At 45.8% G+C, this 21,901-nt stretch carries 16 protein-coding genes, 1 tRNA gene and 1 rRNA gene; 13 read left to right on the top strand and 5 right to left on the bottom strand.

Going from position 1 to position 21,901, the window contains the following annotated elements; genetic code table 11:
• Positions 1 to 92 precede the first annotated feature (92 nt).
• From rrf to L4D09_RS23610, 5 genes are all read left to right on the top strand, one after another.
• Positions 93 to 208: ribosomal RNA gene (gene rrf, locus L4D09_RS23630) — 5S ribosomal RNA — on the top strand.
• A gap of 109 nt (positions 209 to 317) precedes the next feature.
• Positions 318 to 394: transfer RNA gene (locus L4D09_RS23625), tRNA-Asp, on the top strand.
• A 431-nt stretch (positions 395 to 825) separates the two neighbouring features.
• Positions 826 to 1,125 (top strand): hypothetical protein, encoded by a 300-nt coding sequence (locus L4D09_RS23620; RefSeq protein ID WP_428459992.1) that lies wholly within the window; start codon positions 826 to 828, stop codon positions 1,123 to 1,125.
• Positions 1,126 to 1,227: 102 nt separating this feature from the next.
• Positions 1,228 to 2,424 (top strand): MFS transporter, encoded by a 1,197-nt coding sequence (locus tag L4D09_RS23615; protein WP_428459991.1) that lies wholly within the window; start codon positions 1,228 to 1,230, stop codon positions 2,422 to 2,424.
• 39 nt (positions 2,425 to 2,463) lie between these two features.
• Positions 2,464 to 2,799, top strand: a complete 336-nt coding sequence (locus tag L4D09_RS23610) for a DUF2799 domain-containing protein (RefSeq protein WP_428459990.1) — start codon at positions 2,464 to 2,466, stop codon at positions 2,797 to 2,799.
• 55 nt (positions 2,800 to 2,854) lie between these two features.
• Here the strand turns inward: L4D09_RS23610 and dapD are convergent, their stop codons facing one another.
• On the bottom strand, positions 2,855 to 3,886 hold the full coding sequence (gene dapD / locus L4D09_RS23605) for a 2,3,4,5-tetrahydropyridine-2,6-dicarboxylate N-succinyltransferase (RefSeq protein ID WP_428459989.1): 1,032 nt from the start codon (positions 3,884 to 3,886) through the stop codon (positions 2,855 to 2,857).
• 265 nt (positions 3,887 to 4,151) lie between these two features.
• Positions 4,152 to 4,451, bottom strand: a complete 300-nt coding sequence (locus L4D09_RS23600) for a YebG family protein (protein ID WP_428459988.1) — start codon at positions 4,449 to 4,451, stop codon at positions 4,152 to 4,154.
• An 83-nt stretch (positions 4,452 to 4,534) separates the two neighbouring features.
• On the opposite strand from L4D09_RS23600, the gene L4D09_RS23595 reads away from it, so the two are divergent.
• On the top strand, positions 4,535 to 5,221 hold the full coding sequence (locus L4D09_RS23595; RefSeq protein WP_428459994.1) for a DNA-3-methyladenine glycosylase I: 687 nt from the start codon (positions 4,535 to 4,537) through the stop codon (positions 5,219 to 5,221).
• On the opposite strand, the gene L4D09_RS23590 is transcribed toward L4D09_RS23595, so the two are convergent.
• Positions 5,218 to 6,138, bottom strand: a complete 921-nt coding sequence (locus tag L4D09_RS23590) for a LysR substrate-binding domain-containing protein (protein ID WP_428459987.1) — start codon at positions 6,136 to 6,138, stop codon at positions 5,218 to 5,220. The two genes, L4D09_RS23595 and L4D09_RS23590, sit on opposite strands and share 4 nt — an antisense overlap.
• A gap of 199 nt (positions 6,139 to 6,337) precedes the next feature.
• On the opposite strand from L4D09_RS23590, the gene L4D09_RS23585 reads away from it, so the two are divergent.
• The 4 genes from L4D09_RS23585 to recD all read left to right on the top strand — a co-directional run bounded on the left by L4D09_RS23585 (position 6,338) and on the right by recD (position 17,171).
• Complete coding sequence (locus L4D09_RS23585; RefSeq protein ID WP_428459986.1) at positions 6,338 to 7,456, top strand: TDT family transporter; 1,119 nt, start codon at positions 6,338 to 6,340, stop codon at positions 7,454 to 7,456.
• Positions 7,457 to 7,759: 303 nt separating this feature from the next.
• The gene (gene recC, locus L4D09_RS23580) at positions 7,760 to 11,203 is read left to right on the top strand and encodes an exodeoxyribonuclease V subunit gamma (RefSeq protein WP_428459985.1); all 3,444 of its coding nucleotides are present in this window, start codon (positions 7,760 to 7,762) and stop codon (positions 11,201 to 11,203) included.
• Between the two features lie 270 nt (positions 11,204 to 11,473).
• The gene (gene recB, locus L4D09_RS23575; protein WP_428459984.1) at positions 11,474 to 15,079 is read left to right on the top strand and encodes an exodeoxyribonuclease V subunit beta; all 3,606 of its coding nucleotides are present in this window, start codon (positions 11,474 to 11,476) and stop codon (positions 15,077 to 15,079) included.
• Positions 15,072 to 17,171: an exodeoxyribonuclease V subunit alpha gene (recD, locus tag L4D09_RS23570; RefSeq protein ID WP_428459983.1), complete on the top strand. Its 2,100-nt coding sequence runs from the start codon at positions 15,072 to 15,074 to the stop codon at positions 17,169 to 17,171. Before recB ends, recD begins: the two co-directional genes overlap by 8 nt.
• 109 nt (positions 17,172 to 17,280) lie before the next feature.
• Here recD and argA read toward each other — a convergent pair whose 3' ends face one another.
• Positions 17,281 to 18,606 carry an amino-acid N-acetyltransferase gene (argA, locus tag L4D09_RS23565; RefSeq protein WP_428459982.1) on the bottom strand — a complete coding sequence of 442 codons (1,326 nt, stop codon included), beginning with the start codon at positions 18,604 to 18,606 and terminating at the stop codon, positions 17,281 to 17,283.
• 260 nt (positions 18,607 to 18,866) lie between these two features.
• Here argA and L4D09_RS23560 point away from each other — a divergent pair, with 260 nt between their 5' ends.
• Positions 18,867 to 19,274, top strand: a complete 408-nt coding sequence (locus L4D09_RS23560; RefSeq protein WP_428459981.1) for a DUF2850 domain-containing protein — start codon at positions 18,867 to 18,869, stop codon at positions 19,272 to 19,274.
• Here L4D09_RS23560 and L4D09_RS23555 read toward each other — a convergent pair.
• Positions 19,271 to 19,498 (bottom strand): hypothetical protein, encoded by a 228-nt coding sequence (locus L4D09_RS23555; RefSeq protein ID WP_428459980.1) that lies wholly within the window; start codon positions 19,496 to 19,498, stop codon positions 19,271 to 19,273. The genes L4D09_RS23560 and L4D09_RS23555 overlap by 4 nt on opposite strands.
• A 346-nt stretch (positions 19,499 to 19,844) precedes the next feature.
• On the opposite strand from L4D09_RS23555, the gene mltA reads away from it, so the two are divergent.
• Complete coding sequence (mltA, locus tag L4D09_RS23550) at positions 19,845 to 20,933, top strand: murein transglycosylase A (protein WP_428459979.1); 1,089 nt, start codon at positions 19,845 to 19,847, stop codon at positions 20,931 to 20,933.
• A gap of 109 nt (positions 20,934 to 21,042) precedes the next feature.
• Positions 21,043 to 21,852, top strand: a complete 810-nt coding sequence (gene tcdA, locus L4D09_RS23545) for a tRNA cyclic N6-threonylcarbamoyladenosine(37) synthase TcdA (RefSeq protein ID WP_428459978.1) — start codon at positions 21,043 to 21,045, stop codon at positions 21,850 to 21,852.
• The last annotated feature ends 49 nt before the right edge of the window (positions 21,853 to 21,901 follow it).

Genomic DNA, 21,901 nt, shown 5'->3' with positions numbered 1-21,901 from the left:
CTCCACGAAACACTTGAATGGTGTTTGAGAAACTAGTCAGATTTTCCCAGATTGCTATTTACTGCCATTAGGCGGTGAATAAACAGAATTTGCTTGGCGACCATAGCATTATGGACCCACCTGATCCCATGCCGAACTCAGTAGTGAAACGTAATAGCGCCGATGGTAGTGTGGGGTTTCCCCATGTGAGAGTAGGACATCGCCAGGCTTTAATTTCCTTGTTTTCAGATTTTTCATAAAATCTTAAAGCAAAAACAAATTAGATTTTCATATTGAACGATGGAAATCGCATGTGATGGTAACATCCATGTCCGTGTGGAGCGGTAGTTCAGTTGGTTAGAATACCGGCCTGTCACGCCGGGGGTCGCGGGTTCGAGTCCCGTCCGCTCCGCCACTTATACTAAGCCCGAGTCGAAAGACTCGGGCTTTTTTACGTCTGTCGGATATGTTCGCCTTGCAGGCGAATGAGTCCCGCTGGTGCGCCAGCCCGGCCGTTCCGCCACTTATTAAGAAGCCTCGCTAGAAATAGTGAGGCTTTCTTGTATCCGATGCTCCCGAAAGTGCTGTGCACTTTGGTCGCGTCCGGAAGCCCAGCGCGTTGAGTCCCATCAGCTCCGCCACTTATACTAAGCCCGAGTCTTACGACTTGGGTTTTTTATGTCTTAAATTTGTGTGTTAGCACGGAGTGAAGTGGTTGCTCGTTTGGTTAGCCGACCTATCCTGACACACCTATTTACAACTCTTTAAAGCAACGCTTTGCTTGGTACTTGTCATTAGATGATGAGTTATGAGAGGGTAACGGCAACTAACTTTAGGGAGTAACAAATGACGTTTTTCTTTGAGCGTACCGAGTCTGATAGTGAGATTAAAATTGTTCTTAAACCTCACTCATTATATGCCATGCTGCTAATGCTTACTTTGTGGCTAGGGAATGACTTACTTTTACAATCTGCGCCTATTAGCCAGATCCTCATGCCTGTCTTTATTGTCTTTATGGTTATCCGTTTCTTTTCGTTGATTAAAGTCCAGAAAGAGGTGATCGTGGCTATGAAGCAGGGTAAGGTGACAACGCAAGGAAGCAAATTCTCACTTACGAACCCATTTACCTACCTAATTAATAAGTAAAAATAATTCATTCCCATCAGGAAAGAATGCATTAGTTTCACGCTGCTTATTGTTTCCCCCATATTGTGCATAATAGATAGATTACACAATATGGGAGAAAGAATGCGATCGTTTACCTGGAAGCCACTGTTACTCGCTTGTCTAATTGTCAGTATTGGGCAATTTAGCCTCGGTCTAGTATTCCCCTCTTTGCCGTGGATCGCCGCAGATCTTCATTTAAGCACTGAGCAAGTGCAGTTATTGGTTTCTGGTTACCTATTTAGCTTTGGTCTTTCTCAGCTCATTTATGGGCCTCTTTCTGATGTTTTTGGCCGTCGCCCTATATTGTTATCGGGCTTATTGATTGCATTACTTGGTTTAATTGTTGCTGTAATAAATGCAGATTCATTCTCATGGCTACTCACGGGCAGAGTCATTCAGGGGGTGGGAGCTGGTAGTGTCGCGGTATTAGCAAGGGCTACGATTCGAGATAGTTATCAGCGGCAAGATTTAGTAAAAGCCATGACGTGGCTAGCAATTGTTGCGGCCTTTACGCCTATCATAGCCCCTGTGATAGGGGGGCTGATTAATCATTATTCTGGCTGGGTTTCGGTCTTTATCTTGTTGCTAGCTTATATTGCAGTGGTATGGCTGGTACTACTTTTCTCTTTTAAAGAAACATTATTAAAGCCTACGACACCACATTCGGTCGGTAACCTAATCAGTTCATACTTCTCTCTCATACATGAAAGGCACTTTTTATCATTTGCCGGTATTGGTTGGGTAAACTTTTTTCTGGTAGTGATTTCTATTTCGTTAATGCCATTTATTATGCAGGTGCAGATTGGTTTATCTTCAGAGCAATATGCTCTCTGGGCGATGGTGCCAGCTTTTGGCCTGCTTTGTGGCGGCTTAGTGTGTCAGCGTTTAAGGCCTAAGCTCGGTACGCAGAGAATGTTACAGCTCGCCCCATTATTACATTTAGTCTCAGGGGCGGTATTGATAGCAGCTCCTCTTGATCCATTATGGATGAGCTCCGGGCACTTTCTGTTAGCCATGGCGAACGGTATCGCTTTCCCTTGTGCACAATCATTAATGCTAGTTCCTTATGGTAATCGTGCGGGCACTGTAGCTGCATTATCCGGAGCATGTCAGATGGTATTTGCTTCTATGATGAGTAACGGTTTATTGAAAGCAGGGCTTAGTGAAGCCTGGCACCTTGGGGCTGTAATCGTTATTGGCGCCGGACTCGGCTGGTTACTTGCGATGCTAGGTACGCAAAGTGAGAGTGGTCGACGTGCGGTGGCAGCACTGAGCTGATCAGCCATACTTAATGCAGTTCTTTTAGGAGAAATTGCCATGGCTAAGTTAGTAGTGCAATGCTTAGTTGGGTTTTCCATCATTATGTTATTTGGCTGTGTCGGTTTTCATGAAAATGATTTAGCGCAGAAACAAGAGTGGGAACAACTTGGAGAGTACCATGGTGAGCAAGGCTACCGTGAGTGGGATACCAAGGAGTTGTACAAGCGTGGTGCGTTATCAGAAACGGAATATGAAAAGTATCGAGCGGGATACCTGAATGGGCGCTTTGAATATTGTAGTGGAAAGCAGAATGTAAATACGGTTTTAAACCCAGCCTACCCAGATGAATGTAATAGTAGTTCGAATTACGGTTTGGTAGAACGAGGTTATTGATCTATAAAATTAAAAAGGCTGCCGAGGCAGCCTTTATCACATCATTAATTTAGCTTTAGTTATTGCTGTGCAATTCACTGTTTAGCTCTACCGCAGACTTGTTAGTTAGACACTCAATTTGGCCTGTTACTGAGTTACGGCGGAATAGTAGGTCTGGCTTACCAGCAAGATCACGAGCTTTAACCACTTCAACTTCTTGGCCTGTTGAGTCAAGCATACGTACTTTAGAACCCGCTGTAACATATAGGCCTGATTCGATAGTACAGCGATCACCCATAGGGAAACCAAGACCAGCGTTAGCACCTAGTAGGCTGTTTTCACCGATAGAAACAACAACCTTACCACCACCAGATAGCGTACCCATGATAGAAGCGCCGCCACCGATGTCAGAACCGTTACCGACCATCACACCTGCTGAAATACGGCCTTCAACCATGCTAACACCCGTAGTACCAGCATTAAAGTTGATGAAACCTTCATGCATCACAGTCGTGCCTTCACCAACGTGCGCACCTAAACGAACGCGTGATGTATCAGCGATGCGTACACCTGCAGGTACAACGTAATCAACCATTTTCGGGAATTTATCTACACAGTCGACAGTCAGAGTTTCACCGTTTAGGCGAGCTTCGATTTGGCGATCAGCTAGCTCAGGTAAATCAATTGCACCTTGGTTAGTCCAAGCAATGTTGTGCAGTAGACCGAAGATGCCATCAAGCACTAAACCATGAGGCTGTACTAGGCGATTTGAAATCAGCTGTAGTTTCAAGAAGCCTTCAGAAACTGAAGCTGGTGCTTCATCAGATGCTAAAATCACAAGAACTAATGGTTGTGATGACTGAGCTGCACGGCTTGCAAACTGAGCACTTTTCTCTTCACCAACGCCATTAAATGCCGCAGTTAGATCAGCACATTGTGCCGATGTGATCTCGATTGCTTGGTTGCCTTCTTTGTAATCGACAACAGCAGCAACTGCATTAACTAGCGCATCAGATGGGTTAAGGATTGGGGTTGGGAAAAAAGCTTCGATGATTTTGCCATCGCGGTTTTTAGTCGCAGTACCGAGTGCTAGTGAAAAGCTGGCCATTATTGATCGTTCTCCATATTAAAAAGTTGAGCGCCGTTCGGCAAAGCCGAGGGATTCCCTTATAGGAAGGCTCATTGTTATATCAAGGTTATCGAACCATCATAATGACAGTTGAGCGGATATAGAAGGGCTAAAAGATTAAACAGTTAAAAATGACGAAAATATTATTGGGGTAGGGATTGTGGAGCGTTTTAAGACGATGAAAGTGCATAAAAAAACCCCCAAGATGGAGGTTTATTCATTGGCGTGTTACTTGAATAGTCGCTTATGCAGCTTCATCTGAAGCAATATCTGCAACAGCTTCAGGTTTTGCTACTTTCTTTTTTGGGGCTGCTTTTTTCTTCGCACCCAGTGCAACTAGTACATCTTCACGCTTTTGAGCTAAGAATAATGATAGCTCTTCTTGTTTGGCTTCATCCTCGAAAAGTTCACTTTCGCTTAGCAAAGTAAACATCTCATCAGCCATATCTAGCATTTTGTCGTATGCGTCGGCTTCAGACTTAGAGGTGAAAGTCATCTTTTCTTCTCCGTTGCGCTCAACTACATATTTGACGATAACAGCCATAGTCACCCTCTCCCGAAATTGATTTACTGGCTGTTTATACAGTAGCATAAAGGGCTATGTCCAGTGATAAGCGTGTTAATGTGATGGCGAGAGAAAAATTTGCTCAAATATATGCCCGTGCCGCAGAGCGAAAGGGTGGGAAAGATGTGCTTGAAAGCATGCTGTCGACGCCATTGTCGGCAGAACAGCTTAAGTTGCTTGGTGATGACCGCTGGTTAGCTGCGTTTACTCAGAAAGTTTTTCAGTCCGGAATTAGCTGGCAGGTGGTTAGAAACAAATGGCCGAATTTTGAAGAGGTTTTTTTTGGTTTTGATATCGAAAAAATGTTACTGATGCCAACAGAAATGTGGGAGCGTAAGGCCACGGACCCAGCCATTATTCGCCATTTGGCTAAGGTAATGACCATCCCAGATAATGCACAAATGATTCACGAAGCTGCACTTTCGCATGGGGCATTTGCCAGTATGGTTGCAGATTGGCCCGAAGAGGATATTACAGGGCTTTGGCGATACATGAAAAAGCACGGTAAGCGGCTTGGGGGCAATACCGGGCCTTACACATTACGGATTATGGGAAAAGACACTTTTATTCTTAGCCACGATGTAGAAAGCTACCTGCGTCATACCAATATTATTGATGGCGGGCGAGATACGCAGAAATCGCTAGCCGCAACACAAGCTGCCTTTAATGCATGGCGCCAGGAGTCTGGCCGATCGTTATGTCAGATCAGCCAAATCATAGCGTTCAGCTGTGGCGATAATCGAATTTAATCATGCGCAGTCGCTGAGTTTATGGTGGTAAATGGTAAGTTCCATTGCTGGCAAAAAGCGAGAAATAGCTTTAGTAGTGGGCTCTGGTACTTTTCCTTATGGTAAAGCAGCCAGTATTGGCGTTGCATATCCAGAGGTAGCTTAAGGATCACCACGCGTTTGTCATTAACAGCATGCTCGGCAGCTCGGCGTGATAAACAGGTGATCCCTAACCCTGCAGCTACGCAGTTAATAATTGCTTCGGTATTATTCAGCTCAAAAGCTTGGTGCCACACTTCTAACCGTGGGGATATTCGGTTGAGAAAAAACTCCCTGGTACCAGAGCCAGATTCTCGTAATATCCAGTTCGATTGCTCTAGATCTGAAATACTCAGCTGGTTAATGCTTGCTAGCGGGTGGGTAGGGTTGCAAGCAACGACCATCTCGTCGCCAAGCCAAGGCACTACGGTAAGATCGGGGTGCTGTACCTTACCTTCGACTAATCCAACATCCAGTTCAAATTCACCAAGTTTATGGCAGATTTGTGCAGTATTTGAAATGAATAGCGATTGGTCGTAGTGGCCCGAATGCTGGCGAAAGTCTCTTAGCAAGAAGGGAGTAACTTGGTTTCCGACAGTATCGCTAGAACCGATTTTCAACTTTCCGGCAATCGGACCTTCTTGGTCAAATAATTGCTCAATCGTATGGCTACGAGCAAGGAGCTCATCTGCAAGAGGTAATAAGCGTTTACCTTGTTCATTGATCAGCAGGCGATTGTTATTTCGGTCAAACAGCTTGTGATCAAGTTGTTTTTCTAATTCAGATAACGCCATGCTGACCGCTGGCTTTGATAGAAACAGCTTTTCTGCCGCTGCTGTAATCGTCAGTTCTTGAGCAACGGTAACAAAAACGTTGAGTTGCCGAAGGGAGATATTCATATGCTGCTCTTAGTGTTGTTAATTTTCACTGAACCATTGGTTAAATATATTCAATTATTGTAAACATCTCAAACTATATATAATCATTTTGTGTTCAGAGATTAATGTTGTTTTATTTCATTAAAAGACAAGCTCTTATGGTTTTGCCTGGTCATTAGAATACGACTACCCTTATTTAACACCTTAAAAGTAAAATTTCATGTCGAATAACAAACAAATTGAGTTACAAAAAGAAATGGGACCTAACTGGTTCGCTTCTGTGATGGGTACTGGCATTATTGCCAATGCTGCTGTTGGCTTGCCATTTATAGGTAAACACTTAACCAGTTTTGCTACTGTTATTTGGCTGGTTGCGTTTGCCATGCTTGTCGTTATGACTATTTTTAAAAGCTACCAAACAATAACTAAACCGCACATTATCAAGCGGCAATTTAATGATCCAGTGATGTCACAGTTTTTTGGTGCGCCACCGATGGCATTCCTAACTGTGGCTGGCGGAACATTGCTACTAGGCCCTGACCTCTTTGGTCAAAGTTTAGCGCTTAGCATTGCATGGCCACTTTTTTGGATTGGAACTATTAGTGGTATTATTACCGCAATCATTATTCCATACCGTTTATTTACTCATAATGAAGTTCATAACGATGCGGCATTTGGTGGTTGGTTAATGCCTATCGTTCCACCAATGGTATCGGCTACGATTGGTTCGATGTTTCTTTCACATATGTCGAATACAATTGCGCAGCAAACATTGCTTTATGGTATGTATGCCTGCTTTGGTATTAGTTTAGTTGCTTCACTTATTATCATTACTCTAATTTGGAGCCGCTTAGCACATGCTGGTACATCAAGCAGTGCGAGAGTACCGACGTTATGGATTGTTTTAGGTCCACTAGGCCAGTCAATTACAGCTGCTGGTAGTTTAGGTGCTGCAGCTATGTATACCGTTAGTGAACCTATCGCATCAGGTATGAATGTAATGGCAATTCTTTATGGTGTACCCGTCTGGGGCTTTGCTATGTTGTGGTTCAGTGTTGCCGCTTTACTTACCTTACGCGGGCTACGTAGAAAAATGCCATTCGCGCTAACTTGGTGGGCATTTACATTCCCAATTGGTACATGTGTAACGGGTACAACACAGTTAGCGCTACATACTGGGTTACCTGCTTTTCAATGGGCTTCAATTATCTTATTTGGGTGCTTGATTTTGGCATGGGTTACAGCTGCTTTAGGTACATTTAAAGGTCTTAAACACGGTAAGCTCCTCCATAATGCGACCTCTGTGATTCATGTTAAAGCAAAGAAGGGTATCCGTTGATTTTTGTTGTGTCACTCTTGCTGTCGCCATTTTTTTATCAAAAATGATGGCAATAAGAGTGAAAGAATAATTATTTCGTCCTGTTACACACCGTGTTTAAGCATATAAAGTATCTGCCACTTACCATTGCAATGTGTACCGAAGCTGGTGGGACAGTTTATGAGAGTTGCTAAGGACAGCAAGTACAATGCGTGTGTTTTGCCCGGTTAATCCGGGCTTTTTTGCATTTTAACTATTTGGTTTGCAGCTAACCAATTGATCGTAGACAATCAGGGTAACCTTCTCTTTACGTGAGATACCAGCGTGTTTACTGTCTATCACTCCAACCAGCTCGACTTATTAAAATCCTTGCTTGTCGAGCTCATACGCCTCGATCCTCTCGATAATCCATTTGAGCAAGAGCAAATTCTGGTTCAAAGTCCTGGGATGTCACAATGGTTGAAACTGGAACTTGCCAAAGCACAGGGCATTGCTGCGAACCTTGAGTTTCCACTACCAGCGACGTTTATCTGGAATATGTTTACCAAAGTGTTGAGTGATGTGCCTGAGCGCAGTGCATTCAACAAAGAGGCCATGACATGGAAGCTATTACAAGTATTGCCATCTATGCTCGATAAGCCCGAATTTGAACCGCTGGCGAATTACTTACGTGAAGATGAACATCAAGTTAAAAGCTATCAATTGTCTGAGAAAATCGCCGATATATTCGATCAGTACTTGGTATATCGCCCGGAGTGGATACAGACGTGGGAAGCTGATCAAATCGATCCTGAGCTGGTTGCCGATCACCCTTGGCAGCCTTTGCTCTGGCAAGCACTGTATGATCATACGCTCAGCCTCGGCCAATCACCGTATCACCGTGCCAACCTTTACGATAACTTCATCGAGACGCTTGAAGGCTTTCTACACAGCGGTTCCCCTTTACCTAAAGGCTTGCCGAAGCGATTGTTTGTTTTTGGTATTTCAGCCCTGCCACCGCGCTATCTCGATGCATTGGCTGCACTCGGAAAACACATTGATGTACACCTTATGTTTACTAACCCTTGCCGTCATTACTGGGGAGAGGTGCGTGATCGCAAATATTTGGCTCGTCTAGCCGCAAAGCAGCGTCAGCAATTGCAGTGGTGTGCCGATCACAGTGAACGAGGAGAGGTGATATCTCCTCTCAAAGGAGAACTTGAAGATAATGTCATTGATGACACCCACGAGGAGGCGGTGGGAAATACATTATTGGCTTCACTGGGCAAGCTAGGAAGGGATAACCTTTATTTGCTATCCGAGATGGAGGCGCAAGATGTTGAAGCATTTGTTGATATTGAGCCCGACTCACTACTGCATGCTTTGCAGGCTGACATATTGAACCTAGAAGATAGGGTCAATGATGAAATCACCGACGATAGTTTCCATAAGTTACCGCTACGGACTGGGGATCACTCATTAACCATTCATGCCTGCCACTCGCCAATGCGTGAGGTTGAAGTACTGCACGATAATATGCTGACGATGCTGGCTGAAAACCCAGATCTATCACCGCGTGATATCGTGGTGATGGTCGCTGATATCAATAGCTACAGCCCTTATATACAGGCGGTATTTGGCAATGCATCCGGTAACCGCTATATCCCGTTCTCGATTTCAGATCGGAGTGCCGATCAAGAGAACCCAGTTCTACTGGCCTTCTTACGGTTACTTAGCTTACCTGAAAGCCGCTGCCAGGCCTCTGAGCTGCTAGAGCTGCTTGAAGTGCCTGCCGTCATGGCAAAATTTGGTTTTGATAGCCAACGTTTTGAGCGCGTTAAGCAATGGATCGAAGAAGTAGGGATCCGTTGGGGGCTTGATGACGATACTGCTGGTGAGTTTCAGTTACCAAAGCAGCAACAGAATACGTGGTTGTTTGGTTTACAGCGTATGTTGTTAGGTTATGCCATGCCCCAGTCCTCCGGTTTATTCCAAGGGGTCTTAGCCTATGATGAGGTGCAAGGGCTGGATGCGGAGTTAGCTGGCCAATTGGGCTTATTCATTGAAACCTTAATGCGCTATCGCCAGCAACTGGCAACAGAGCAGCCGATTGCGGTGTGGATCACTTGTTTAAACCAGCTATTAGATGATTGTTTTGCGGTCGATATTGACGGTGAAATGGTATTGCGCATGATCCGCGATAAGGTACATCAGCTTGAACAACAGCTTGCCGATGCGGGTTATAACTCAGCCATTACACCTGCAGTGATGCGTGATTACCTAAATGACAAACTATCTGGTGAACGTGTTAGCCAGCGCTTCCTTGCTGGCCAAGTTAACTTTTGTACCTTAATGCCAATGCGATCTATTCCATTTAAAGGGGTGTGTTTGCTCGGCATGAATGATGGGGTTTACCCTCGCTCGATCCCAGCGGAAGGGTTTGATTTAATGGCGGGTAAGGCCAAATATGGTGATCGTTCTCGTCGTGACGATGATCGGTATCTATTTCTTGAAGCATTGCAGTCTGCGCAAGACATTTTATATATCAGCTATGTCGGGCGCTCAATCCAAGATAACAGTGAGAAAATGCCATCGGTATTGGTCAGTGAGCTTTTGGAGTATTGCCAGCAAGGTTATTGCCTTGAAGGGGATGAAGCGAAGCCTGTTGATGTCTCAGCGGCTAACCTAGCGAAAGCGATCACTCACTTTCATGCCCTCGTTCCTTTTAGCCCTGACGCATTTTTAGGCGATCGCCCGAGCTATGCCGCAGAGTGGCTGCCAGCAGCCAATCGAAAGTCGATGGTGATTAACGAATTTCAAGCGACGCCACTTGCACCTGAAGCTGTTGATAGTACCGCTGGAGATGTACTGGAGCTTGCTGAGCTTGCCCGTTTCTGGCGCTTGCCAGTGCAATACTTTTTTAATCGTCGCTTGAAGGTGTATTTCGATGCGAGCCAAGGCGCGGTTGAAGATGATGAGCCCTTCGCGCTTGATGGGTTAAGTCGCTTTCAATTACGCCAAGAGCTGCTTACGACCTTCCTTGATAGCCACGCGCAAGGTATCACTGATCTCGATGCGGCATTTAGCCAATTTTCCCAATATCAGCAAGCGGCTGGTGGGTTACCACTGGCGCAGTTTGGTGAGCTTGAATTGATGGATGAGCGCACGCAAATTGAGGCTCTGGCTCAAACGATCACCGATTTAATGGTTGCCCCGCTCCCAGATGTTGAAGTGGATATTGTCCTTGCATTGGGCGAGCGCGAATTACGGTTACAAGGCTGGCTGAAACATGTTACTCAGCAAGGACTAGTGCGTTATCGTCCAGGTAAAGTACGTGCACAAGATATCTTGCAAGGCTGGTTGGATCATTTATGTCTCGCGTTGTCGGCTAAATCGACGAATACCTACTTGGTAGGGGTTGATGGGGTTTTCTTCTTTGAACCAGTATCCACTGAGTACGCATTAACGCAATTGGTCATGTTGGTCGAGGCGTATTACTTAGGATTGACCTTACCGCTACCGTATTTCCCGCGCACAGTGCTATCAGGGATGCAGTCTTGTCTTGATAAGCAAGGTAATTGGTGTGATGACGTTGATACACTTGATAAAGCAAAAGGGAAAATGGCAGAAGCATTTAACGGTGGTTACATGTTTGAAGGCGAGGGGAAGAATGCATATATCAATCGCGTATGGCCGGAATGGCATGATGAGCTAGCTGCTGACTTGCAACATTGGGGAGAATCTTTGCTGAAACCAGCAATATTGCATTTGCGGCAAGATCGAGAGTAAGAGGGTGTAGCGTGGCCGCCAGCAAATCATAATTATTGTAGGGTGTTCGCTGTACGACCACAGGTCCAGAGGTGACCAGATTTCGTGCCTTGGATACTAACGGACAGTGGCGGCGGAAAACGTGAAAGATCTCTCATACTGATATAACACTTAGTGATTTTAATCGACCGATTCATTTGAATTTGTGTCTGGTCACAAAAAATAATCTTGAGTTGGTAAGGTTTAGCCTCTGTCTCGACCTTGCCACAGCAACAGGAATCTGTGTATCCAATGACTCAGCAACCTATTTTGACAACACCGGAAGCATTGGCTCCGATGACTTTTCCGCTTCATGGTAATCGGTTGATTGAAGCTTCTGCCGGCACCGGTAAGACCTTTACCATCGCGAGTTTGTATTTACGCTTGCTACTTGGCCATGGGGATAAGCAAAGTCGCTTTCCTCGTGAACTCACCGTTGATCAGATCTTGGTAGTGACATTTACCGAGGCGGCAACGGCGGAGCTGAGGGATCGTATTCGTCGCCGTATTCATGATGCTCGTATCGCATTTAGTCGAGGGCATAGTGATGATCCGGTCATTAAACCCTTGCTTGATGATATTGACGATCATAAGTCGGCGGCGGCTATTTTGTTGCAGGCAGAACGGCAAATGGATGAGGCGGCGATCTTTACCATTCATGGCTTCTGTCAGCGCATGTTGACCCAGAATGCATTTGAATCCGGTAGCTTGTTCAATAATGAGTTTGTGACTGAAGAAAGCCAGTTGCGGGCGCAGGTGGTTGCCGATTACTGGCGGCGTAACTTCTACCCATTAGCACGCAGTTTAGCGGGGGAAGTGCGTAATATTTGGGCGTCACCAGCGGTATTACTGCGTGAGGTAAATGTCTTTTTATCAGGCGCTGAAGTTGAAATTCGTGCTCCTGAGCTGAAAGGGGATATCGCGCAACTTCATGATGATAACCTTGCCCGTATTGAACGGGGAAAAGGTTTGTGGCGTGACGGTGCTGCTGATTTCCACGATCTGATCGCCAGCTCAGGGGTGAATAAGCGCAGCTATACCAAAACTAGTTTGCCTAAAGCATTGAGTGAAGTGGGTGAGTGGGCAAATCGTGATAACACTGGTTACAAGCTACCGAAGTCACTCGAAAAGTTTGGCCAGCAAGTGTTGTTTGATAAAACGACCAAAGGGCAAGCGCCAGAGCACCCTGCTTTTGTTGCCATTGATGAGTTACTCGAGAACAGACCCAATGTACGTGACCCTTTGTTGGCTCATGCCATTAAAGAGTGCCGTGTATTGCTTGCGGAAGCAAAGCGACGCAAAGGCTGGTTATCGTTTGATGATCTGTTGACCCAGCTAGCCGCTGCGTTAGGCAATGATGAAAGCGCGACACTTGCAGCGCGGATCCGTAATTTATTCCCCGTCGCGATGATCGATGAATTCCAAGATACCGATCCGCTGCAATACAGTATTTTTAATACCGTGTATGGCGAAGATCATAAAACCTCTGACGGTGAAGAGGCAGGCCCGTGCGGTTTGTTTATGATTGGAGACCCGAAACAGGCTATCTATGCTTTCCGTGGCGCCGATATCTTTACTTATATTCAGGCGCGCCGACAGGTTTCTGCACATTATACATTGGGTACGAACTGGCGCTCGACCGCTGAAATGATCGAAGCGGTTAACTGTATTTTTGAACACCCTCAACGACCATTTATTTATGATCAAGATATTACGTTCTTACCGGTCGCCCATAGCCCGAAGGCGGCGAGCCGTAGCTGGCAGCTGTCTGGCGTGAAGCAGCCCGCGCTGAGTTTGTGGCGCCAAGAAGCGGATGAGCCAGTTAAAAAAGGTGATTATCAGAAAACCATGGCGCTGGCGACAGCGGCAGAAATCCAAAAGATCCTGACACTTTCTCAGCAAGGTGAAGCGTTGCTGGTTGATGGTGAAAAAGGTAAGCCGATCAATGCTTGTGATATATCGGTGCTGGTGCGTACCGGTAGTGAAGGGCGTTTGATCCGCCAAGCACTGGCAGATCAAGGCATTGCCAGTGTTTACCTGTCTAACCGAGACAGTGTTTTTGCCAGTGTTGAAGCGGTAGATATTCAGCGATTTTTGATCGCAGTGTTAACGCCGGAGGATGATCGTAGCATGCGTGCCGCATTGGCTTCTGGCTTGTTTGCCCTAACGGCAGAGGCGCTGGATAAACTCAATGTCGAAGAAGTTGAGTGGGAACGTCATGTCACTGAGTTTCGAGGTTACCGTAAGCTGTGGCAAACCCGTGGGGTACTGCCAATGCTACGCCATATGCTTTCTAGCCGCGAGATCCCGGAAACGTTATTGAGTCAAAACGGAGGGGAACGTCGTCTAACTGATATTTTGCATGTTGGTGAATTGCTACAGCAGGCAAGTCAAACGCTAGACAGTGACCACGGCTTGATCCGCTGGTTAGCAGAACACATCGAAGAGCCGAATGGCAATGTGGATGAGCAGCAACTACGTTTAGAATCAGACCGTAATTTGGTGCAAATCGTTACCATTCACAAGTCGAAAGGCTTGGAGTATGACTTGGTCTTTTTACCTTTTGTCTGTAGTTATCGTGAAGCGGGCACGGCACTATTTCATGATGAGCAAACTCAGCAAGCAGTACTTGATATTGCGGCTGCCGAAGAAAGCATGGAGTTGGCAGAAAAAGAACGCCTCGCCGAAGATTTACGTTTGATCTATGTTGCTTTAACACGTGCTGTTTATGGTTGTTACTTGGGAATGTCTCCCGTACGTAAAGGGTTAAGCCGCAAAGAGCCAACAGGCTTGCACCAATCAGCAATTGGCTGGCTGGTTCAAGATGGGCAAGAGGGCGGTTTAATCGACCTGGATAATGCTTTAGCGAGTTTAGCTAAGACGTCATCAGCCATTGCGGTTATGTCGCCACCGATAAAGCCTGATACGATTTGGCAACCAGTAGAAGATGAACAGCCTGAGTTGAATGCAGCCACCTTTGATACTCAGCTTGATCGTAGCTGGTGGATCACCAGCTATTCTGGGTTGGTAAAACAAGGCCATAGTCATCATGATGCCTCGTTTGAATTACCCGGCTTTGATACCGACTCTTCACAAGATACTGAAGAGGGCGAGGAGATCGAACCTGAGCGCTCAATTTATACGTTCCCGAAAGGGGCGAGGCCGGGTACGTTCTTGCATACCCTCTTTGAAGAAATTGAATTTACCGACCCTGTTGATAGCGAGCAAACGACAGAGACCATTTTAGAACTGCTTCGTCTTGAAAATTATGACGAGGAGTGGCTGCCAGTATTGCAGCAGATGATCAAAGATGTACTGGCTTGCCCGTTAGATGGCAAAGATCTATTGCTAGGAAACTTACCCCCATCGCAGCGCTTAACTGAGATGGAGTTTATGTTGCCGATTAACTTACTGTCGGCACCATTGCTGAATAAAGTAATAGCACGCCATGATTCACTGTCAGCCCGTGCTGGTGAGCTGGGTTTTGCCACCGTTAGCGGTATGCTTAAAGGCTTTATTGACTTGGTGTTTGAGCATCAAGGGCGTTATTACGTACTGGATTGGAAATCAAACTGGCTAGGTGACGATCCGGATGTATACCGCGATGGCAAACTGGCTGAAGCAATGGCCGATCACCGTTATGATCTACAGTATCAGCTATATGCCCTTGCTTTGCATCGTTTCTTGAAAAGCCGAAAGCCGGATTATGATTACGATGCTCATTTCGGTGGGGTGTACTATTTGTTCTTACGTGGTGTGAAAGCGGAAAATAGTAGCGGTATCTTTCATGCTCGCCCGAGTGTTGAATTACTGACAGATCTCGAAAGCCTGATTGACGGAGAATACCTCGATGCTTAACCGTCTAGAACAATTGACTCGTCAGGGGCGCTTACGTCCACTGGACTACCAATTTGCTAAATTTGTCGCAATGACATCAAACAGTGGCGACAACAATGAGCAAGACAGCTTAGTTACTCTTGTTGCGGCATTAGCTAGCCATGAGCTTGGGCAGGGGCATGTGTGTGTGTCATTACAGCATATAGATACCTGTCGTTTATTTGGCCTATCACCAGAGCTTAGTGGCCAGTTACAGCAAGATATTCCGGATGTCACCCATTGGCAGGCAATATTACAACGTTCAGTTGCGGTATCTGATGGTAGCTGCCCAACGCCGTTGGTTGTAGATAATCAGCGTGTTTATTTAAGCCGTTATTGGCAGTTTGAGCAGATGGTTGCTGGCCACCTAAAACGTTCATCCCATACTCATCAAATGACCGAGATAGGCACCGATGTAATGGCAGCAAAGCTGGATGAACTTTTTGCTCGTAGCTATACCTTCTTGTTTCAGTCGTTACAGAAACTCAAGAAAGAGCCGCTAGATAATACCGTTCAAGCTCGTCAAATTGAAGTGTGCGATAAGTTGGATATTGTTGCGGCTGATTCGTTAGACTGGCCAGCTATTGATCAAGTCTTGGTTGCTGCTGAGCATATTAGCGATCTGGATACATTAGCGTCGTTGATCCCAAATTCGGTTTGTCTGAATTGGCAAAAAGTGGCAGCCGCTGTGGCGCTTACCCGCCAGTTTGCCGTGATCTCTGGTGGACCAGGAACCGGTAAAACAACCACTGTGGCAAAGTTATTGGCGGCGTTGGTGACCCAAGCCATTCAAAGTGGTGAGCTTGATGAACAAGGTCAGCCCTGTTTACCTGATATTAAGCTTGTCGCGCCGACAGGTAAGGCGGCAGCCCGTTTAACCGAGTCGATTGGTGCGGCAGTTGATTCTTTGGCCGTTGAAAAAGTGGTTAAAGATAACATTCCAACCCAATCAAGCACCTTGCACCGCTTGTTGGGATCGATCCCCAATCGTGTCGCCTTCCGCCACAATCGGGAAAATCCATTACACCTTGATGTACTCGTTGTGGATGAAGCCTCGATGGTTGACTTGCCTATGATGGCGCGCTTGCTTGATGCGATGCCGCCACATGCGAAGTTAATCCTGTTGGGTGATCGCGATCAGCTTGCTTCCGTGGAAGCGGGGGCGGTACTGGGTGATATTTGCAGCTTTTCTGATCAAGGTTATAGTCAGCAGCAAAGCCAGTTGCTGGGGCAATTGACTGGTTTTCAGTTTGCAGCTTTACAGGAAAACTTAGGGGTGGTTGCTGATAGCCTGTGCATGCTGCGAAAAAGTTACCGTTTCCATGCTCAATCAGGTATTGGCCAGTTGGCAAAAGCCATCAATGCAGGCCAACCACGCCTAGTTGAAAAAGTATTGCAGCAAGGATTTAAAGATATTCATCATTACCCGCTCAATAGCGAAAGCTACCAGAGTATGTTGAATATGGCGGTGACATTTTATCGTGGCTACCTTGATGCGATAGAAGCGAAAAGTCCACCTGCAGAAGTGTTAAAAGCATTCTCTCAAATACGGTTACTGTGCGCGTTAAGAGAAGGGGATTTTGGGGTGGTTGGTTTGAACCAGCGTATTGAGCGTGGTTTGGCGAGGCTGGGTAAAATCGCACCTGATGATGAAACATGGTATGTCGGTAGGCCAATTATGATCAGTCAAAACGATCATGGTTTGGGGCTTTATAACGGTGATATTGGTATCGCGATGAAAGATCCTGAACCTGATGCACAGACGGGTGAGTATCGGACGCGGGTATTCTTTGAAATGCCAGATGGGTCGATCCGTGGTGTACTGCCAAGCCGTTTGCCTGAGCATGAAACGGTGTATGCAATGACTATCCATAAATCTCAGGGCTCCGAGTTTGCTGATACGTTAATGGTATTGCCGACGGAATTTAGTCCGCTACTGACGAGAGAGCTTACTTACACAGGCATCACCCGAGCCAAAGAAAAGCTCTATTTATTTGCCACGCAAGACACCCTAAACCGTTCAGTGCGCTTACGTACAGAGCGAGCCAGTGGTTTGGCGGATTTATTAAATTAGGCTGACGCTAGCGCCAAGCGTTAACCAAGCACTAATCAAGAACAAATCAGCGCTGACAAAATGTCGGCGCCGATTTGTTTTGACGGTAACCGTTGGGAGCGTTGTTGTGTTACAAGTCCAAGATTAAAATCTTTGATTTGCGTTGGAAGTTATACAGCGCTTTTTTGGTGACGGGGAGTTTTTCGACTTGAGATTCACTAAACCCTTGCTCTCTGAACCAGTGCAGGCTGCGAGTGGTTAGTACAAATAAGTGGCTCAGCCCCATATTTTTTGACTGGATTCTAAGTTGGTTCAGTAATAATGCGCCACGATCACCATCTCGATAATCGGGGTGAACTGCCACGCAGGCCATCTCGGCCATTTTTTCTTCAGGAAAAGGGTAGAGGGCGGCACAGCCGATGATCAGTCCATCACGGTCGACCACCGTAAATTGTTTGATCTCCTGCTCTAACTGCTCGCGAGAGCGGCGAACCAAGATCCCATCATCCTCTAATGGTTGTATCAGCTCTAAAATCCCGCCAATGTCATCGATGGTTGCTCGTCGTACTTGTTCGGCACTCTCCATCACGATTTGAGTACCAATACCGTCAAAGGAAAAGAGTTCTTGAATTAATGCCCCATCTTCTTTGTAGCTGATCAAATGGCTACGTGGCACGCCAGCTCGGCAAGCAGTGATTGCACCACGTAAGAATCGTCCTGTGCCACTATCATCACTTTGACGAGCAACGAGTTGTTTTAGGGTATGTTCGGCCTCGGTGGGAAGCATTTCAGACCAAACGCTATTGTCGTCACGTAGCACCCCTTGTTCGGAGCAAAAGCCGATGAGCTTATCTGCTTTAAGCTTGATAGCTAATTGGGTCGCGACTTCTTCAGAGGTAAGGTTGAAACACTCGCCTGTGACTGAGCTGGCGATAGGACCTAATAGTACAATCGCTTGCTGATCAAGCTGGCGGTGGATGCCATCAATATCAATACGGCGGATCCGGCCACTGTGTACATAATCTACACCATCGTCGATACCTAATGGCTGAGCAATGATGAAGTTCCCACTAACGACATTGATTTGGGCACCAGCCATGGGAGTGTTGTTCAGTCCCATTGAAAATCGCGCGGTAATGTCGAGCTGTAGCTGGCCTGCAGCTTGCTTTGCGAGTTCCAGTGCACGTTCATCAGTTACGCGTATACCTTTGTGGTAAGGCGTTTGATAATTAGCTTGCTCGGTAAGGGCTGATATTTGTGGCCTTGCGCCGTAAACGACGACAATTCGTAGCCCTAAGCTATTCAGCAGGGCGATATCATTGACGATATGCGAAAAGTTGTTATGCGCAATCGCTTCTCCACCGAGCATGATGACAATGGTTTTGCCAATATGGGCGTTAAGATAGGGAGCCGATTGACGAAACTCTTTTACCAAGGCGGTACTTCTAAACTTCACTGTTTTTTGCGTCCTTGTACTGATGCTAGCTGACTTGGTGTTGGCGATATTTAAGTTATGTTATTTATTATTATGTTGGATAAGTCAATAAATATTCACTCTTCATAGCATTCTTGGACTTGACCTTAATGATAGCGGCAACATTGAATTCGATATTTTTGGATAGAAGATCCCGTTATTAAGGATTAGTTATTCTTTCGCTCTTTAAGTGTTTTTTTTTACGGTATATTCAGCATTGCAATCTATCGTATTTTGTAATCATGACTAAGCCTAAAAAATACCGTCAAAAAGCATTTATTCCCCCTAGCGCTATCATTGTTGGTGTCATGAGCATTGTGATGGCGTTTAGCATGTGGGCTGCAGGTAAGTTTGATATTCCGTTGTTTGAATCGACATCCGTACCGGATATTTACGGCGTTTGGACTGAACAAGATGTAGCACCATATGTTGCTGATAAATTTGAGCTTAGTCCAGCAGGTGTTTTTGTTGGGGGGCGCCAAGTGACGACGCAATTTAAATGGGATGGCAATAGGCTTGAATATCGTGCCGGTGATGATAATTACTCTTATTTATTCCATGCTAACCGGTTGGTTCGTCAACAACCGGCTCACTACATCTCGTCTTTCTCTCGCCAAAAATTGGATTTACGATCTAAAAGTGAAAACTAGGCAAGGGTCCGCAAGCTACGTAGTAGTTGATTGATTGGCTGTTGCTTCAAGGCTACTTGACGCAACATATCGGCAGTGGCAGAGCTACCACCTAAACAGCGTTGAATTACGGTATTGATTTGACTGACAGAATTCCCTTCGCTGGCAAGGCTTCTTATCCATTGGTACTCAATGGAATTAATGTTTAACAATGTCTCTTTTCCTACCTTCAGTGGTATTGTCATTAATAACTCCTTGTATGCTAATTGAGTATGTTGCAGCGATTTTCAGATGCTGAATAAACATGACAATTATACGACATTTGCATGACATTAATATGACACCTAGTGCGCATTTGTGTGGCGGTTGAATTAGTCACGGTTGTAAAGTTTGGCCGATGAAGTTAATTCACATAAACAACCTTTTACTGACATTGTTCCTACTTCTTTTTGCCAGAATAAACGGGCGTTGTTATTACTTCGTATTTATCTAAATTCTTTATTGGGGTTAGTGTTCTGCTATGCAGTTGGTTACACTGGTCGCTAATCCCTTTATAGGTCCTTTTTTGATCTGTTATTCATAGGTTTAACTGTGTTTCGTAAAGCGACGATAGCTATTTTAATTATGGGTTTGGCTGGATGTGCTAAACCTACAGACCGTGGTCAGCAATACCTTGATGGTAACTTTGATCAGGTTTTGAACCCCGTACCGACATTGAACTCTGATAAGCCTCAAGATTACAGCCAGTTTAGTCAGCAGATGGAAAAAGTGATTGAACGCTCGCCGTCGATGGCGACGACCTATCAACCGTTGTATCAGCAAATTGAAAGCTGGGCTGAACACAGTGGCGATCCAGCTCAACTTGGTAACTATGGTATTCAGGTTGCTCAGATGGGCGGCGGCGATGGGCAAGGTAACGTGATGTTTACTGGTTATTTCTCACCAGTAATTGAATTACGACATGAGCCAAATGACACTTACCGTTACCCAGTGTATGGGATGCCAGAGTGTGATGAACGCTGTCCAACCCGTGCTGAAATTTATGATGGCGCATTGGATGGCCAAGGCTTAGAGCTTGGCTACAGTGCTTCGATGCTCGATATTTTCATGATGGAAGTGCAGGGCAGCGGTTTTGTACATTATGAAGATAACGATGAGCTTGAATATTTTGCCTACAATGGCAAAAACGGTCACCGTTATGTGAGTATTGGTCGAGTGTTGATTGAGCGTGGCGAAGTACCACGTGAAAAAATGTCTTTAAAGGCCATTGATGACTGGGTACAACAACAAGATGAAGCAACAGTGAAGGAGTTGCTAGAGCAAAATCCATCTTTTGTATTCTTCAAACCAAAGGCTGAGCTTGATGTGATCGGAACGGCAGGGATCCCACTGCAGGCGCATGCTGCTGTCGCCGCGGATCGTGAATATTTACCGATGGGCAGTGTAATTTTAGCTGAAGTGCCACAGCTTGATGCTGAAGGAAACTGGAATGGACAGCATATACTTAAATTATTGCTGGCATTAGATACTGGTGGTGCAGTGAAGAAGAACCATCTTGATTTGTACCATGGTATGGGCGCGCAAGCTGGTATTGATGCTGGGCATTACAAGCACTTTGGGCGAGTTTGGAAACTAGGGCTACAAGGCTCAGAGGCGGAACAACCCTCGCTCGTGCCTTAACTTGTCTCGTTAAGTAAAGAGGCTGTTGCGTCTCTGGACAATTCCCTAAAGAGTGCGTATAAATCGCACTCTTTCTTTATGAATGTGTGAAATACAGCGCGGATAGGCCATGCAAGAATTAGATACCCCAGCATCAGACAATTATAACCAACGTTTTGGTGGCACTCGCCGCCTATATGGTAATAGCGAAGTTGAGATTTTACGTGCAGCGCATGTTTGCGTGATTGGCATTGGTGGTGTCGGTTCGTGGGCGGCGGAAGCGTTAGCACGTTCAGGTGTTGGTGAATTGACGTTGATCGATATGGATGACGTGTGCGTGACCAACATCAACCGCCAGATCCATGCCATGACGGGCACTGTTGGCCAAAGTAAAATCGAAGTAATGGCCGAGCGGATCAAGCTGATTAACCCAGAGTGCAAGGTTAACCTGATTGACGATTTCATTACCCCAGAGAATATCCCTGAATATATCGATCGCCGTTACGATTATATCCTTGATGCAATAGACAGTATGAAGCCAAAGGCTGCGCTGCTAGCTTATTGTAAAAGCAATAAACTCAAGGTGATCACAACAGGTGGAGCTGGTGGTCAAGTTGATCCAACGCAGATTCAAATTACAGATTTGACCAAGACTATCCAAGACCCATTGGCAAAGAAACTGCGTGATACTTTACGTCGTCACCATAACTTCCCGAAAAACCCAAAGCGTAAGTTTGGTATTGATTGTGTGTACTCAACCGAGCAGCTTAAATACCCACAGGCTGATGGCTCGGTGTGTAATATGAAGGCCTCGGCGGAAGGTCCCAAGCGAATGGATTGTGCCAGTGGTTTTGGTGCGGCAACCATGGTGACAGCCACATTCGGGTTTGTTGCGGTATCGCGTATTTTGCAAAAGCTGATTGAAAAATATCGTGTTTAGCTGATCGCTGATCGCTGATAGCTGATATGAAGATTCAAAAAAGCGAGAG

Source organism: Photobacterium makurazakiensis, from assembly GCF_050336715.1.
In the GTDB taxonomy this organism is placed as follows: Bacteria; Pseudomonadota; Gammaproteobacteria; order Enterobacterales; family Vibrionaceae; genus Photobacterium; species Photobacterium makurazakiensis.
Note: the sequence above shows the minus strand (reverse complement) of the source record. Positions and strands in the feature narration are given on the sequence as shown.